This is a genomic window from Schinkia azotoformans, from assembly GCF_035811335.1.
In the GTDB taxonomy this organism is placed as follows: domain Bacteria; phylum Bacillota; class Bacilli; order Bacillales; family Bacillaceae_J; genus Schinkia; species Schinkia azotoformans.
This window is the reverse complement of the sequence record NZ_JARSMD010000001.1, coordinates 245994-263301: the sequence shown is the minus strand read 5'-3', so window position 1 is coordinate 263301 and position 17308 is coordinate 245994. Positions and strand designations below refer to the sequence as shown.

Genomic DNA, 17308 nt, shown 5'->3' with positions numbered 1-17308 from the left:
ATGTCTGTATATATCCTACCAATAAAGGTCGCATTCATTATGTTTGGTGTATTGGGTTTTCTGCTTGTCATCCCTTGGTTGGTATATAGCTATAGAAAGTATGGATTTTTTAGCCTTTGGGCTTCCATTGTTGCTTACTCGTTTATTTTCTATATGTTATCAGCTCTATTTCTAGTTCTTTTGCCGCTTCCGTCAACTAGAAATACTTGCGCTTTTCAATCACCAAATACCGTTTATTATTCATTAAAGCCATTCACCTTTATTCGAGATATTTTTAAAGAGACCCCCATTATTTGGTCACAACCGAGATCGTATATTCAGATATTCAATCAAAGTGCCTTTTGGCAGGCGGCATTTAATTTTCTGTTATTACTTCCCTTTGGAGTATATTTAAGATACTTTTTCAAAGAAAAACGATATTGGAAAAGGGCATTCGCTTTAGGATTTGTCCTGTCTCTCTTTTACGAAGTAACGCAGGTTACGGGAATATACGGAATTTATAAATGCCCCTATCGTTTATTTGATGTTGACGATCTAATGTTAAATAGTACAGGTGCACTCTTTGGTTTCCTTATGGCTCCAGTCATACTGGCTTTATTTCCTTCTAGGGAAAAACTATTGGTGAAAGCGGAAAAAATGCAGAAGAGCCATCTAGTATCGCCGTTGTCACAATTACTTGCTGTACTTTTAGATTATATTTTCATTAAATTAACATTTTCTTTCACATTCGGACTACTAACATCCAGTGGATTCGCCGAAATGATGTATATAACAGCGGGCTTTATGGTTGTGTACTTTGTCATACCTCTTCTATGGGGTGGAAAAACAATCGGAACAAGTATAATGCGATTTAAACTTTCGAATTTGAAGGGAAATGCCCCTTCATGGCAGGCCTTGCTAAAAAGAACCGTTGCCTTATATTTACCTTGGCTTTTATCTACGTTATTTAACATTCTCGATCACATGAAATTAGAAATGGAATCTCACTTTTACGTTATCCATGTGTGGGTAACGATGGCTATCTTCACATTTATTAGCATCATGTGGCTGACTTTATCCATTCATGCCGTATTCGTTATGTTAAAAAAAGGAAAGCGCACCTTCTACTTTGACCATGTTGCAGAGATTGTCCCAAGAAAAAAGGAAGCAAATTCTTAAAACAGGATTTGCTTCCTTTTTTAAGGTTTATGTAAGGTTTAGATTAAAACGATGTAAGGTTCAGTCAGTATAATCTGATTTGTAGTCATTCAAGGAGGACTTTTTAATGAAAACAATCTTACATGCGAAAAATATTCAAAAAGTTTATGGTACAAAAGGAAATCAATATAAAGCCTTAGAAGATATTGACTTGGAAATTAAGGAAGGTGAATTTATCGGAATCATGGGACCTTCGGGTGCTGGTAAATCCACATTACTCAATATATTATCTACCATTGATACGCCAACTTCGGGAGAAATTATTATTGCCGAGCAAAATATTGTCACAATGAAAGAAGAGCAATTATCAGACTTCCGCCGCAATAAACTCGGCTTTATTTTTCAAGATTATAACCTGCTTGATACCTTAACAGCAAGGGAAAACATATTGCTGCCGCTGGCATTATCAAAAGTGCCTGCGAAGGAAATAGAAAACCGTGTCGAGAAAATTGCAGATACGTTTGGAATTCGGGACATACTTGATAAATATCCCTATCATATTTCCGGGGGCCAGAAGCAAAGAACAGCTGCTTCCCGTGCGATGGTAACAAATCCAAGCTTAATTTTGGCAGACGAGCCGACAGGTGCATTGGATTCAAAATCTGCTACTGACTTACTAGAAAGCTTAACAGCATTAAATGAGCAGAATCAATCAACCATCATGATGGTCACGCATGATGCTTTTGCGGCAAGCTTCTGTAAACGGATTTTATTTATTAAAGATGGCAGGATCTGCGCCGAAATTCATAAGATGCAGCAAACCCGTCAAGAATTCTTTCAAAAAATATTAGATGTCCTTGCTTCACTTGGGGGTGGACACTAAATGACATTATTCAGCATTGCCAGAAAAAATATTTGGAAGAATTTTACGAACTATTGCTTATATATTGGTTCGATGATTTTTAGTATTGTCATTTACTTTACCTTTGTTTCTTTAAAATACGAGCAAACAATTCAGGAAACAACAGATTCATCCACAAAAATCAGTTCTGTCTTTAATGGTGCATCAGTTGTGTTAATGATTTTTGTAGCTGTGTTTATCTGGTATTCCAATTCGTTTTTTACAAAGAAACGCAAAAAAGAAGTCGGACTGTATTCTTTGCTGGGTGTTCGCAAAAAGCAAATTGGCCGGATGTTATTTTATGAAAATTTTATCATGGGGATTATCGCCTTATTAATTGGGATTATCCTTGGTTCAATATTGTCAAAGTTTTTTGTAACCATGTTGATGAAGGTCATGGGCTATGATGCGATTGGAAATTTTGTTATATCCCCTCAAGCAATCATAAATACTATTATCGTATTCACTCTGATTACGGCGATTACTTCGATTCACGGATATCGCTTAATTTACCGTTTTAAATTAATTGAGTTATTCAAAGCAGAGCAGGAAGGGGAACAAGAACCAAAAGCATCTGTCATCGTCGCGATCATCTCTGTTCTCTTAATTGGAATTGGCTACTGGCTGGCACTGCAGAATTTATTGGAGTCAGATGTATGGAGAAAAATAGGCTTCACGCTAACTCCACTTGTTATCTTAGTCACTGTAATCCTAGGTACGTATTTGTTATTCAATACACTAACGGTTTATCTTTTAAAGCTTTTACGGAACAATAAACGTCATTTTTGGAATGGAATCAATTTAATCAGTACATCCCAGCTTCTCTATCGAATAAAGGGAAATGCACGTACGTTAACGATTATTGCTGTTCTAAGTGCAACTACCTTAACGGCGGTTGGAGCGGTCTATAGTTTCTACTATAACAATAGACATAATGCAGAAATGGCAAATCCTAACAGCATGATGTATATTGCAAAGGATAAAAAGGGATCCAATCAGATATATGAACGAATTTCACAGGACAAAGATCATGAGATTATCTATCACGAGGCCGTCCCAACAATGCTGTTGAATGTTGATATAACAAATCTTCATAGTAAAAATTCGGCGGATGAAGTGGAATATACGATTATCGACAATAAAACCTATAACCAATTAGCGAAATGGCAAAAAAGGGATGACTCCCTGTCACTAAAAGGTAACGAGGCAGCTGCCTTAGATACCGGCTACTTTGAAGGTTTATCACCAAAGTATATAGGATCTACTATCTCGTTAAAAGTGAATGATCTCAGTGAGGATATTACTTTTACGAAATGGAAGAAATTTAATGTCCTCAATCTTCGCACAGCGGGAATAACCGTTGTTGTGAGTGATGAGTTGTTTTCTAAACTAGCAAGTGAAACAAACCTTGTAAACATGGAAGTTTACAAACTGACGAATGAAGAGGATACCAAAATATTATCGAAACAGATTCAATCGATGTTACAAGAGGATGCTGGCTTCTCAAGCTTTTATTCCGATTATTCTCAAGGAATGGAGTCATCAGGTTTACTTATTTTTATGGGCGGCTTTTTAGGACTAGTATTCCTAGCTGCAACAGGAAGCATTATTTACTTTAAACAGCTGACGGAAACTAGCCTAGATAAAGAGCGTTATGTGATTTTACACAAAATTGGTGTGAATAAAAATGAAGTAAAAAAATCCATTGCGAAGCAAATCTTATTTATCTTTGCCTTGCCATTACTAGCAGGTATTGCTCACTCTATCGTAGCTTTAACTGCGTTATCAAATTTATTGCAAACAAACTTGGTCATACCAGTATTCATCTGTATTGGTGTTTATGCTTGTATGTACATCGCCTATTATTTCTTAACCGTAAGAACCTACTACAAAATTGTCATGAAATAGAATAGAAATGGGGAATAAAAATGAAAAAACTACTCATCACTTGCGTAACCATCGTCATTATATTTGTTGGCGCACTAGTCATTTTTCAAAAGGTAAACTTTAATCGGGTAGGAGCCGATGAATATTATACTCAGATTAACGGAAAAGGAAAAGTAATCGAAGATAAAATTAACAACGGCGAAAAAATAATAAGCTATGAATATGAGCTGCCGGCTTTTGATGAGAATGGCCGACAAAAGACAATGACATTTACGGCTCAAAAACAGCTTAGGGAAAATGCTTATTTACTCTTATTTGTAAAGGATAATAAAGGTGTGACATCCTATCAGGAAGTAAAGAAGGATGAGCTTCCTAAAAAGGTAAGTGAAAAGTTAATAAACTAATGTTGTGGGAATCCTTTTAAAAAGGGATTCCTTTTTACTATAATAATATAGAAAACAAGGAGGTAGTAAGCTTGTCTATAAATAAAAAGGTTCTAATCATTGATGATGAAGAAGATATTTTACGGCTGCTCAAAACAGTTTTAATAAAGGAAGGAATAGAGCAGGTCATCACGGCAGCTACTGCTGAAGATGGGTTTATACAATTCCAAAACACTCATCCGGATCTTGTCTTGTTAGATATTATGCTGCCGGATGGAGAAGGCTATGATGTCTGTAAACAAATACGAAATCTATCAAGGATACCGATCTTATTTTTGTCTGCGAAAGCGGAGGAAAGCGATAAAATAGTAGGTTTTGCCATTGGCGGCGATGATTATATTACGAAGCCATTTAGTCCGAAAGAAGTCGCCTATCGGGTGAAGGCTCATTTGCGCCGAGTAGACTACATGCTTCAGACTGAACCTGAGAAAGAGACAAAAATAAAGGCAGGTCCCTTTGAATTAAATGAAGAAAAGGCACAACTGTCAAAGAACGGACAAGTGATTGACTTAAAGCCAAAAGAACTGGGATTAATAAAGGTTTTCCTCCAAAATAAAAATAAGGTGATCAGTAAGGAACAGCTTTACGATACAGTCTGGGGTGAGGAATTCTTCGGGATGGATAACACGGTCATGGTTCATATCCGCAGACTGCGGGAAAAAATCGAAGAGCAGCCTTCTCATCCTCAATATTTGATGACAGTTAAAGGGTTAGGTTATAAGCTGGCCATAGAGGACCTATAAGTATGAAATGGAAGTTGACGGGAAGATATTTACTATCTGTTGTATTGGTTGTCATTCTAGTTATTTTCATGAATCTTTTTCTTGGTATAGCTCTGCTGGTAGCACAATCTACTTTTGATAGCCCGCTATTTCAGGAAAGGGAAACATCTCCGGAACAATTCACGAGAAGGTTCCAAAAAGAAATTATTATAAATAAACATGGTGTAACAATTACCGAAAAAGGACAAAAAGAGTTAGTGAAAAAGAAGGCTTGGATCCAAATTTTAGATGAAAATGGAAAAGAGATTTACAGCTTTGAAGTGCCTGCGACCATTAAGAAAAAATACACGCCATCAGAAATGATTCAAATGTATAAGTACAAAGAAGTCGGTGTAAATACGGTTGTTTATATTGGAGAAAAGAAAAAAAATGGTCTTCAGTTGAGCTATTTGATTGGGATTGAAAATCGCGATTTAAATCGATATATTATTTCCTACAATAATCGAGATATTTTGATCGCAACTAAAATAGGAATGGCTATTTTACTAATAGATATCTTAATAGCGTTATTGATTGGATACCTTTTTAGTAAAAGGCTCACACAGCCATTAAATAAGCTGATTGAAGACATAAAAAAATTAGCCAATCATGAATTCGAACATCATACTGAATCAAGAGGTTTATATAAAAATGTATTCGATCATTTAAATCATTTATCTGACCAATTAAAAGTCGGTGAAAGAGAAAGAAAAAAGCTGGACGCGATGAGGGAGGAATGGATTGCTAACATTTCCCACGATATTAAAACCCCGCTATCCTCGATTCAGGGCTATGCGGAAATGATCAAGGATCCGGATTACGACTTTACCTTGGACGAAATGAGGGAATACGCAGGAATTATCGAAGTGAAGTCACTTTATATCAAGGAAGTAATGGAAGATTTAAATTTAACAACCAGATTAAAGAATAAAGAACTATCGTTAAATAAAAAAGCAGTAAACATTGTTGCTTTTTTGCGCAAGATAGTGATTGATCTATTGAATGATCCGAAATATGCAGACCGCGATATCCAGTTCCATGTAAATCAAGAGACCATAATGGTAGAAATAGATGAAATTCTTTTTCGCAGAGCAATCAACAATTTAATTTATAATGCCATCGTCCATAATGAGCATAATGTGAAAATCATCGTGAGCGTTGAAAAGGACGAATATACAAATATTATGATAAAAGATAATGGAAAGGGAATAAAGAAGGAAGAACTTGACCGGATTTTTGACCGTTACTATCGTGGAACCAACACTGGAGCAGCACATAGAGGATCCGGACTGGGCATGGCCATAGCCAATGACATTATTAAAGTCCACGATGGAAGAATTCTCATTCATAGTGAGGTTGGCTATGGAACAACGATTGACATTCAAATTTGAACGAGGGTGCTTCTTTATACTTAACTAACTCATATGGGAAAAGCCATTCACAAAAGATGAATGGCTTTTTGTATTGGTTAATTAAATAGAACTAATAAAAGGGTTAAAAGGATAGAAACTCCTAAAATGGCCCCCCTACAACGGTATGACGTTTACGTTGCATCACAATGATGGCAATATATTCTCGAATCATTACATTTGGCCAGTTCATTATAAATGATAGTGGTATCAGTTTATAAAGCCTTTTTTATTTTGCCTATTTTTATTAGTTTACTATCAAAAAAAATATAGTTTTGCTGTTCTTTTGAACACAGCTTTAGGCTTATTTTTATTTTTCTAGAAATCAAGCATAAAATTTCCTAAAAAAATAAAGCATAAAGTTTCCAAACGGAAATTTTATGCTTTATGTCACAGTAATATGTTTAACCACCAAAGGTATGTATTTGGTGGAGACGGTGGGACGTGCTTTTCCATGCTTTCGTCATGGCACTGACTATATCTTGAACCTGAAATTTTACTCAGGCCCCTCGGCGTATTATGCGAAACTTAGATTTACCTGAACTGTCCTCAGGCAGGGTTTCACATCCTAGTACTACCAATGAAATTGGCAGCCTATAAGTCGATACACAGCTGTTGGATTGCTCCACATACTGCTCGGGATTGCCTTATTGCCTTTTGGCAACTTAGATTTCCCCGATCAAGCCGAATTTTCACTTATGTGTTACCACATAAGGCGACTAATTACTAATCGAACCCACGTCCAAAAGCATCGTGACTTAAGCTTCTACGAGTGTAGTCGATATATTGGCGCTTCGCAAACTGTTCAGCCTATCGACAGGCTTCTCAGCAGCTAGTCTGGTTGTTCTCTTCCTTCGTCCTCAGACGGCGAACTCCGGCGTAGCCCACTAAGAGTGAGTCCCTGACCCTACCACATGGGCGATGGAGGGAGGAACCGCATTAGACAGTTATTAAGCTGCTAAAGCGAAGTTATTGTTTGTTTTGCCAGTTATAGGCTTTGACGTTTTAACGAGGCCGATCCCCTCGACTCGCAACTCAAGCTCGAACTACCCCTGTCGAATCCGTAGCGTCCCCATATATAATATAAGATATATAAGGTGTACTGGATAGTATAGCTTAAATGCTTGCTGCATATTAAGTTGTGTTTGTGAAACTACCTTACGTTATTTATTATAGCACAAACATGAACCGAATCAACTGTAAATAACAGTTAAATAGCATAATATTTTACACATGTACATTGCGCGCCGCAAAACGATTGCTACATCTTTTGTCGTTCTCTGAAAGCCCGCTCAATATCACGCTTAGCTTCTTTTTGTTTTAAATCCTCACGCTTATCGTAATTCTTTTTACCTTTCGCTAATCCAATTAATACTTTGGCATATCCATTTTTCAAATATATCTTTAATGGGACTAGGGAATAGCCTTGTTCTTTTGTAATACCAAGGAGCTTTACAATCTCTTTTTTATGTAACAATAGCTTTCTAGTTCGTAATGGATCGTGATTATAGCGGTTCCCTTGTTCATATGGACTTATATGCATGTTATGTAAAAAAAGTTCGCCTTTTTCAACCTTAGCATAAGAATCCTTTAAATTGACACGCCCCGCACGGATTGATTTAATTTCAGTACCTTGAAGCACGATTCCCGCTTCATATGTATCTTCAATAAAATAATCATGGTAAGCCTTTTTATTTTGTGCAATCACCTTGCCTGCACCTTTTGGCATAAAATCTCCCCTCCTACATCCAACAAGATATAAATACTATAGCAAATACTAGGTATACCTATCAATTATGAAATGATAACCTGCTAAGTTTCATGTGGGCACAATCAGGTGAAGTGCTCTGCCTTCACCTGATTCGAAACGTTTATATTTTATTTTCTTTTTTTCTTCTTCTTTTTCGTGACGTTTCGATAATAGGGCTGGCCGTCTTTGTTTTTGTGATCTTTTTTAGCATTCCTGTTGCTGCCGCTGCCCTGTTTACCTTGACTTCTGGAGTTGCTTTTTCCACCACTGCTTTGGTCTCTTCCACTGCCTCGGCCTCTTCCACCACTTTGAAAGACTTTAGGGGTCTGTCTTCTTTCGGTTCTTCTTGTCCCCTTCATGCCGACAATTTCAAAGTCGACAATTCGTTCATCTTTATCGACATTGACGACACGAACGGTAATTTCGTCACCGATTCTAAAGATATTGCCGGTGCGCTCACCAATCATCGCGTAGCTAGTTTCATCATAGCGATAATAATCATCTGTTAAATAGCTTACATGGACGAGACCTTCGACGGTATTAGGCAGTTCAACGAAGAAGCCGAAGTTTGTAACGGAGCTAATAATTCCATCAAACTCTTCACCAATCTTATCAAGCATGAACTCTGCCTTTTTCAAATCATCTGTTTCCCGCTCAGCATCAACTGCTCTGCGTTCCATATTAGATGTATGTTCAGCAATGTCCGGAAGTTCTGCACGCCACAGACTCTGCGTTTGTTCATCGATTTTGCCTTCGATTAAATATGTTCTTATTAAACGATGAACGATTAGATCCGGATAACGGCGAATTGGCGATGTAAAGTGGGTATAAAACTCCGCTGATAAACCAAAGTGACCTAAACTTTCCGCATCATACCGGGCCTGTTTCATTGAACGAAGCATCACGGTTGAAATAACCATTTCCTCCGGTGTGCCACGGACTTCCTCTAAAATTTGCTGCAATGCTCTTGGATGAACATCATTTGCCGAACCTTTGACGACGTATCCGAAGTTCGTAATGAATTCAAAGAAGCGACTTAATTTTTCCTCTTTCGGATCTTCATGGACACGATAAATGAACGGAAGATTCATCCAATGGAAATGCTCAGCCACCGTTTCATTGGCAATCAACATAAAATCTTCAATTAAACGTTCACCAGACGAACGTTCTCTGATGATCACATCGGTCGGTTTGCCGTCTTCGTCGACTAAAACCTTTGCTTCTTTAAAATCAAAGTCAATCGCACCGCGCTCGAATCTTTTTTTACGAAGAATTTCTGCAAGCTCATCCATTAAGAGGAACATTGGTACGAGCGGCTTGTATTTTTCAAGTAACTCAGGGTCTTTGTCATCGATTATTTTATTAACATCTGAATACGTCATTCTTTCCGTCGTTTTAATTACACTTTGAAAAATCTCATGGGAAACGACTTCCCCATTTGAGTTGATCTCCATTTCACATGACATTGTCAGACGATCCACTTGCGGATTCAAACTACAGATTCCATTTGAAAGGCGATGTGGAATCATTGGAATCACGCGGTCTACTAAATAAATACTAGTTCCACGGTTAAATGCTTCCTTGTCAATTGCTGAACCCTCTGTCACATAATAAGAAACATCGGCGATATGGACTCCCAATTTATAGTTTCCATTATCAAGTTTTGTAACGGTAACGGCATCATCTAAATCCTTTGCATCAGCTCCGTCAATCGTTACGATCGTCTGATCACGAAGGTCACGGCGATTTGTGAGCTCATCCGGATTAATTTCATCCGGCGTATTATGGGCCTGCTCCATGACATCTGGTGGGAAGTCTCCAGGAAGTTGGTGCTTATGAATAATCGAAAGAATATCAACCCCGGGATCATTTTTATGACCTAGAATTTCGGTGATTTCCCCTTCCGCATTCATCCGGCCTTCTGGGTATTTGATTAATTTCACAACAACCTTATGGCCTTCCACTGCCCCATTTTTTGCTTCTTTTGCAATAAAAATATCACTGCCGATCCGCTTATCGTCCGGAATAACGAAGCCAAAATATTTATTATCGACATAAGTTCCGACGATTTGGGTGACGCCACGCTCGATGACGCGCACAATCGCCCCCTCAGGTCGACCGTCTGCCGGGTGCTTGTCAATCCGGGCTAGAACAATATCACCATGCATCGCACTTCTCATTTCTGAAGGCGGGATAAAAATATCATCTAGTGATTTATCCTCTTGCTCAACAAACGCGAACCCCTTTGAATGGGCAATCACTCGTCCTTTAACCATATTCATTCTTTCCGGCACACCATAGCGGTTGCTTCTTGTACGTACAACAAGACCTTGCTCCTCCATCTGGACGAGCATTTTTACAAATTCTTTAAAATCAGAGGAATCTTCAATCCCAAAAACTTCTTCTAGCTCTTTGATCGTTAAGGGCTTGTAGGATTCCTCGCGCATAAACGAAAGTAAACGTTCGACACGTTCTTCGCTCATTTTTTTCACTCCTTACCAATTGAGGTTATGTATAAACTGAAAAATATCTTCTTCAACTTGAAATCTTTCTTTATCAAGAGTTATCACATGTCCCGATTCTTCATACCATTTTAATTTTTTATCATCTGTTTGAACTTCGTTAAAAATAATATTGGCACTATCCGTATTAATCATATCATCATGACGTGCTTGAACTACGAAAGTTGGCGCATATATTTGATCAACATTGGCCCTCACATCGGCAATTAGTTGCTGTAATGCTTTTAGAGTTGTCATCGGTGTTTTTTCAAACTCTAGCATTTCTGCTTCTATTTGCTCTTCTGTTTTTTCTTCTCTCTTTTTATATTCTCTTGCATAGGCCAAAATCCCTTTATACATAACCTCTTCACTTTTAATATACATGGGGGCGCACATTGGAATGACTGCAGCTATAGGCTCAGTGTAGCCCAATTTCAAGGAAAAAACCCCTCCTAGGGATAGTCCACAGGCTACGATTTTTTCAAAGCCTTTATTTTTCAGAAAATGATAGCCTTCCATGACATCCTGCCACCAATCATCCGGGCCGGTGTGAACCAATTGTTCGGGCGGCACTCCATGACCTTTGTATAAAGGGGCGTGGCTTGTGTAGCCTCTTTTTTGCAGGAAACGGCCAAGCATTCGGACATCCGCTGTATGCCCTGTAAATCCATGAAGCAAGAGCACAGCCATTTCTTTGTTGTCTCCTTCAAATGTGAAGGGTCTTGCTGGAACAATCTTCATATATAAAAAATCTCCTTTTTTCTTATTCTGTGCAAAAATTAAGTATAATATAAGAAAAGCGGAAGTGCCCGTTCAGCGACGAATAAACTGGAGCCCATCGACTTATCGTAGGGAGGTGGGCGAAGTTTACTAGTCGCTGGGTGCTGGAGCTAGACATGTATACGCAAAAAGCAGCAGGCGTCGATCACCTGCTGCTTGGTTAAAGGATTTATCTTCTTAAACTTCGAAGTATGTTACCGCAATTGCCAAAACAAAGAATAGAACTGCTAAAACGATTGTTATTTTTTGTAAAACAGCATCCATACCGCGGGCTTTTTGCTTCCCGAAAAGCTGTTCAGCACCACCAGAAATTGCACCGGACAAGCCTGCGCTCTTACCTGACTGTAATAATACTACTAAAACTAATCCTATGGATACGATAATTAAAAGGGTAACCGCCACTGCATGCATTGTAATTCCTCCTAAATCCTACAACATACGCTCTTTGCAATAATCCTACTTTATCATATATGGATTCGAATAACAAGTTAAAACTGGCATATGGGGACAGGCACCTAAAGAAAGGACTAAGCCCCAATCCGCTTAGTCCCTCTTTGCCATACGATCTAATTCATAAAACTCGTTATTCTTATTTTTTCAAATTATAGAATGCTGATAAGCCACCGTACTTGCTCATGTCGCCAAGTTGGTCTTCGATGCGTAGTAATTGATTGTATTTTGCAACGCGGTCTGTGCGTGATGGTGCGCCTGTTTTGATTTGACCTGCGTTTGTTGCAACGGCGATGTCAGCAATTGTACTGTCTTCTGTTTCACCTGAACGGTGAGAGATTACAGCTGTGTAGCCTGCGCGTTTTGCCATTTCGATTGCATCAAATGTTTCAGTTAATGTACCGATTTGGTTCACTTTAACTAGGATGGAGTTGCCTACGCCTTTTTCAATACCTTGAGAAAGCTTCTTCGTGTTTGTAACGAATAGGTCGTCTCCCACCAATTGGACACGGTCGCCAAGACGTTCTGTTAACATCTTGTGGCCTTCCCAGTCGTTTTCATCTAAGCCATCTTCAATTGAGATGATTGGATATTTATTAACAAGGTTTTCGTAGAAATCAACCATTTCAGCAGATGTTTTGACAACACCTTCGCCGCTTAAATGATATTTGCCGTCTTCTTTGCTGTAAAACTCAGATGATGCAGCATCCATTGCAAGTCGAACTTGCTCGCCTGGCTTGTAGCCTGCTTTTTCGATTGCTTCAATGATGGTTTGAAGCGCTTCTTCGTTTGAACCAAGGTTTGGTGCAAAGCCACCTTCATCCCCTACAGCTGTGTTTAAGCCTTTCGCTTTAAGGACTGCTTTTAGGCTATGGAAAATTTCTGCACCCATGCGTAATGCTTCACGGAAGTTTTCAGCACCAACAGGCATGATCATAAATTCTTGGATGTCCACATTGTTGTCAGCATGAGCACCACCGTTGATGATGTTCATCATTGGTACTGGCAATGTTTTTGCATTAAAGCCTCCAAGGTATGCGTATAATGGGATTTCTAAGAAATCAGCAGCTGCACGAGCTACAGCCATGGATACACCTAGAATCGCGTTTGCACCAAGGTTGCCTTTGTTTTCAGTGCCATCTAATTCGATTAAATAGTTGTCGATTGCCACTTGGTCCGTAACATCAAAGCCAATGATTTCGGAAGCAATTTTTTCATTTACATTTTCAACTGCTTTTAATACACCTTTTCCTAAGTAACGGTCTTTGTCGCCATCGCGTAATTCAACAGCTTCATATTCACCGGTAGAAGCTCCACTTGGAACTAAAGCTCGTCCCATTGCTCCTGATTCTGTATAAACTTCAACTTCAACTGTTGGATTGCCGCGTGAGTCTAGGACTTCGCGAGCATAAACGTCAACGATAATTGGCATTTATATTCTCTCCTTCAAACATTTATTTTTCAAAAAAACAAAGGATCCTCATACTTGGGAACAAGAGAACCGTCCCCATGTTCCTACTTCTTAATCAACGACTTACCTGTCATTTCCTTTGGCTGTTCAACATTTAACAAATCAAGCAATGTTGGTGACAAATCTCCCAAAATGCCATCTTTACGAAGCTCGACGTCTTTCTTCGTTACGATCACTGGCACTGGATTTGTTGTGTGAGCCGTCATTGGGTTTCCTTCAAGGGTAATCACTTCATCAGCGTTACCATGGTCAGCTGTAATAATCGCCATACCATCTTTTTCTAAAATCTTATCGATAATTTTGCCTAAACATTCATCAACCGTTTCAATTGCTTTGACAGTAGGCTCTAGCATACCAGAATGACCAACCATATCCGGGTTCGCGAAGTTCAGAATAATGACATCAAACTTCTCAGCCTCAAGCTCTGCTAAAAGCGCATCCGTTACTTCATATGCACTCATTTCCGGTTTCAAATCATAGGTAGCAACCTTAGGCGAATTAATTAAAATTCGCTCTTCACCAGGGAATTTCTCCTCACGACCGCCGCTAAAGAAGAAGGTTACGTGCGGATATTTCTCTGTTTCTGCAATACGCAGTTGTGTTAAGCCGTTTTGTGAAACAACTTCACCGAAAGTATTATCTAAATTTACTGTTTTGAAAGCGACATAGCCATCAACTGTTTCACTAAAATGGGTTAGGCACACGAAATATAAATCCTTTGGTGCACCATCGCCACGGTCAAATTCACGGAAATCTTCATTTGTAAAAGCACGTGAAATTTGAATCGCTCTGTCCGGTCTAAAATTATAAAAAATAACAGAATCATTGTCTGAAATTTTTGCAACCGGTTCGCCATTGTCTTTTAAAATAACAGATGGTAAAACGAACTCATCATAGATACCGTTTTTATAAGAGTCGTCCACACATTCCATTGCCGTATTGTATGATGGTCCTTCACCATAGACCATCGCATCATACGACTTTTTCACACGATCCCAGCGCTTATCACGGTCCATTGAGTAATAGCGGCCGGAAATAGTTGCAAACTGGCCAACGCCAATTTCCTTCATTTTTTCTTCAGCTTCTTCAATAAAGCCTTTTGCTGTTTGCGGACCAACATCACGCCCATCAAGGAATCCATGAACATAAACCTTTTCTAAGCCCTCTTCTTTTGCCATTTTCAAAAGGGCATACATATGGTTAATGTGGCTATGGACACCACCATCTGATAGAAGGCCAAAAATATGAAGGCTTTTATCATTTTTTTTCGCATGTTTAATCGCTTCGTTGAATGTTTCATTTTTGAAAAACTCGCCATCACGAATGGAAATATTCACACGTGTTAAGCTTTGATACACAATACGGCCGGCACCAATGTTTAAGTGGCCAACCTCAGAGTTCCCCATTTGACCTTCCGGTAAACCGACTGCTTCACCACAAGCGGTAAGTTGGGCATGCGGGAACTCTTTCCAAAGTCGATCGAAATTAGGCTTTTTCGCATGTGCGACGGCATTGCCTTTTGTCTCTTCACGACATCCAAATCCATCTAAAATAATTAATGCATGTGGTTTTTTACCCATTGTTTTTCACTGCCTCCAAAAGCTTTAAGAACGAGTCAGGCTCTAAACTAGCTCCGCCGACAAGGGCCCCATCGATGTTAGGCTGGGCCATATATTCAGCAATATTTTCTGGTTTCACACTTCCACCATACTGGATTCGTACAGAATCAGCTACATCTTTTGAATACATATTTTCTACTACTTGACGAATAAAACCGCAAACCTCACCAGCATCTTGAGCGGATGAAGATTTTCCTGTTCCAATCGCCCAAATTGGTTCATAGGCGATCACAAGTTTTTTAGCTTGATCTGATGATAGACCTGCTAACCCTTTTTCAACCTGGGAGCCGACCACATTATTCGTTGTGCCGGCTTCACGCTGGTCCAAGGTTTCGCCAACACAAACAATTGGTGCAAGCTCATTCTTAAAAGCTGCATGTACTTTTTTATTAACCGTTTCATCGGTTTCTGCAAACATTTCACGGCGCTCGGAATGTCCGATAATGACATAATCGACACCGATGTCTTTAAGGGCAACAGGACTTACTTCTCCTGTAAAAGCGCCCTTTTCTTCGAAATGCATATTTTGCGCACCGATTTTTAAGTCACTTTCTTTTACTTCACTTACTAAACGCTCTAAAAACAGAAATGGTGCACAAACAACCGAATCTATCTTTTGTGGTGAAGGAATGGAACCTTTAACTTGCTCTACAAAGCTTGTTGCTTCTGTTAGAATCTTATGCATTTTCCAGTTGCCTGCAATGATAGGTTTTCTCATGTTGTGAGCCTCCTCCATTAGAAAGACACGACTTGTCGCCAATAATAGCGGAAGTTGATGTCCTTTCTTAATACTATCTACCACAGAACATAAATTCTGATAGTATAAAGTGAAACTAATCGGGGTGCTAGCGACCGTTAACTCTTTTGGTCTTACGGACGGTTGCGCCGGGAAATATTTCCATACCTTATTGTAACGCAAAAGGTCGCGAATTCCCATTAAAAATGTCAGATTCTACTGACCTATTTAATTTACAATACTTATTTATCATTTAGCGCTGCTACGCCTGGTAATTCTTTACCTTCCATGAACTCTAATGATGCACCGCCACCCGTGGAGATGTGATCCATCTTGTCAGCCACATTGAATTTTTCAACAGCTGCTGCAGAGTCTCCACCACCGATGACTGTGTATGTATTTTCAGCTTCAGCTAAAGCATCCGCCACACCTTTTGTGCCATCAGCAAACTTTTCGTATTCGAACACACCCATAGGACCGTTCCAAATAACAAGCTTTGAGCTTTGAATAACATCACGATATTGTTCAATGGTTTTCGGACCAATATCTAGACCTTGCCAATCAGCCGGAATTTGATCAATGTCGACTACCTTTGCTTCCGCATCTGGTGAAAATTCATTGGCTACGACAGAATCAATTGGCATTAAGAACTTAACGCCTTTTTCTTTTGCTTTTTCAATAAATGATTTTGCAAGTTCGATTCTTTCTTCTTCTAAAAGGGACTTTCCGATTTCATAGCCTTGTGCTTTTACAAATGTATAGGCTAGTCCACCACCGATAATGAGGTTATCTACTTTTTCTAGAAGATTATCGATAACGCCGATCTTATCCTTTACTTTTGCACCACCAATAATGGCCGTAAATGGACGTTCAGGATTGGATAAGGCTTTGCCAAGAACCTCAAGCTCCTTTTCCATTAAAAAGCCGGCAACTGCTGGTAGATGGTGAGCAATTCCCTCTGTTGAGGCATGAGCACGGTGGGCAGCACCGAAGGCATCATTCACATAAATGTCGGCTAATGCTGCAAAGACTCGCGCTAGTTCCGGGTCGTTTTTCTCCTCGCCAGGATAAAAGCGAACATTCTCTAGTAGAAGAAGATCGCCATCTTGCATTTGGCCAATTTCCTGCTCCACAGCTGGCCCGAACGCTTCATCGGTCTTTTTTACAGCCTTTCCGATTAATTCACTTAATCTTGTGGCGACCGCACTTAAGCGCATTTCTTCCACCACTTTCCCTTTCGGACGACCTAAGTGGCTTGCGAGAATGACCTTCGCCCCTTGCTCACTTAAATGTTGGATGGTCGGTATAGCAGCCCGTATCCGAGTATCGTCTGTAACCTGCCCATCACTCATTGGAACGTTAAAGTCAACGCGGCAAAATACCTTTTTCCCTTTTACATCGATATCCCGTATCGATTTTTTGTTCATATCGTTTTGCGGCCTCCTTTTCCTTAAAGGGCTATC

The 17308-nt window shown here is 39.3% G+C and carries 14 protein-coding genes, 1 other RNA gene and 1 pseudogene; 6 read left to right on the top strand and 10 right to left on the bottom strand.

Annotated elements, in window-relative coordinates; all coding sequences use genetic code 11:
• The 6 genes from P9E47_RS01170 to P9E47_RS01145 all read left to right on the top strand — a co-directional run bounded on the left by P9E47_RS01170 (position 1) and on the right by P9E47_RS01145 (position 6520).
• Positions 1 to 1158, top strand: a complete 1158-nt coding sequence (locus P9E47_RS01170) for a VanZ family protein (protein WP_003330801.1) — start codon at positions 1 to 3, stop codon at positions 1156 to 1158.
• 106 nt (positions 1159 to 1264) lie between these two features.
• Positions 1265 to 2020: an ABC transporter ATP-binding protein gene (locus P9E47_RS01165; protein WP_003330800.1), complete on the top strand. Its 756-nt coding sequence runs from the start codon at positions 1265 to 1267 to the stop codon at positions 2018 to 2020.
• Positions 2021 to 3946, top strand: coding sequence for an ABC transporter permease (locus tag P9E47_RS01160; protein WP_003330799.1), 1926 nt, complete (start codon positions 2021 to 2023; stop codon positions 3944 to 3946). It abuts the gene before it with no gap.
• A gap of 20 nt (positions 3947 to 3966) precedes the next feature.
• Complete coding sequence (locus P9E47_RS01155; RefSeq protein WP_003330798.1) at positions 3967 to 4329, top strand: YxeA family protein; 363 nt, start codon at positions 3967 to 3969, stop codon at positions 4327 to 4329.
• Positions 4330 to 4400: 71 nt separating this feature from the next.
• On the top strand, positions 4401 to 5111 hold the full coding sequence (locus tag P9E47_RS01150; protein WP_003330797.1) for a response regulator transcription factor: 711 nt from the start codon (positions 4401 to 4403) through the stop codon (positions 5109 to 5111).
• A 2-nt stretch (positions 5112 to 5113) separates the two neighbouring features.
• Entirely contained in the window at positions 5114 to 6520 is a 1407-nt protein-coding gene (locus tag P9E47_RS01145) for a sensor histidine kinase (protein WP_003330796.1), read from the top strand.
• A 77-nt stretch (positions 6521 to 6597) separates the two neighbouring features.
• Here P9E47_RS01145 and P9E47_RS01140 read toward each other — a convergent pair.
• From P9E47_RS01140 to P9E47_RS01095, 10 genes and pseudogenes are all read right to left on the bottom strand, one after another.
• Positions 6598 to 6725: pseudogene (locus tag P9E47_RS01140) on the bottom strand (YdcF family protein); the annotation flags it as partial.
• Positions 6726 to 7265: 540 nt separating this feature from the next.
• Positions 7266 to 7604: a transfer-messenger RNA gene (gene ssrA, locus P9E47_RS01135) on the bottom strand.
• A gap of 195 nt (positions 7605 to 7799) precedes the next feature.
• Positions 7800 to 8267 (bottom strand): SsrA-binding protein SmpB, encoded by a 468-nt coding sequence (gene smpB, locus P9E47_RS01130; protein WP_003330795.1) that lies wholly within the window; start codon positions 8265 to 8267, stop codon positions 7800 to 7802.
• 149 nt (positions 8268 to 8416) lie between these two features.
• Complete coding sequence (rnr, locus tag P9E47_RS01125) at positions 8417 to 10771, bottom strand: ribonuclease R (protein WP_326162308.1); 2355 nt, start codon at positions 10769 to 10771, stop codon at positions 8417 to 8419.
• Between the two features lie 12 nt (positions 10772 to 10783).
• Positions 10784 to 11530: an alpha/beta hydrolase gene (locus P9E47_RS01120; protein WP_003330793.1), complete on the bottom strand. Its 747-nt coding sequence runs from the start codon at positions 11528 to 11530 to the stop codon at positions 10784 to 10786.
• A gap of 216 nt (positions 11531 to 11746) precedes the next feature.
• On the bottom strand, positions 11747 to 11980 hold the full coding sequence (secG, locus tag P9E47_RS01115; protein WP_003330791.1) for a preprotein translocase subunit SecG: 234 nt from the start codon (positions 11978 to 11980) through the stop codon (positions 11747 to 11749).
• A 178-nt stretch (positions 11981 to 12158) separates the two neighbouring features.
• A complete protein-coding gene (eno, locus tag P9E47_RS01110; protein WP_003330790.1) occupies positions 12159 to 13451 on the bottom strand; it encodes a phosphopyruvate hydratase in 1293 nt (430 codons plus the stop codon).
• 83 nt (positions 13452 to 13534) lie between these two features.
• Positions 13535 to 15070, bottom strand: a complete 1536-nt coding sequence (gpmI, locus tag P9E47_RS01105; protein ID WP_326162306.1) for a 2,3-bisphosphoglycerate-independent phosphoglycerate mutase — start codon at positions 15068 to 15070, stop codon at positions 13535 to 13537.
• Entirely contained in the window at positions 15063 to 15827 is a 765-nt protein-coding gene (tpiA, locus tag P9E47_RS01100; protein ID WP_326162304.1) for a triose-phosphate isomerase, read from the bottom strand. The genes gpmI and tpiA overlap by 8 nt, the downstream gene beginning before the upstream one ends.
• A gap of 260 nt (positions 15828 to 16087) precedes the next feature.
• Positions 16088 to 17272, bottom strand: coding sequence for a phosphoglycerate kinase (locus P9E47_RS01095; RefSeq protein ID WP_326162303.1), 1185 nt, complete (start codon positions 17270 to 17272; stop codon positions 16088 to 16090).
• Positions 17273 to 17308: the final 36 nt, after the last annotated feature.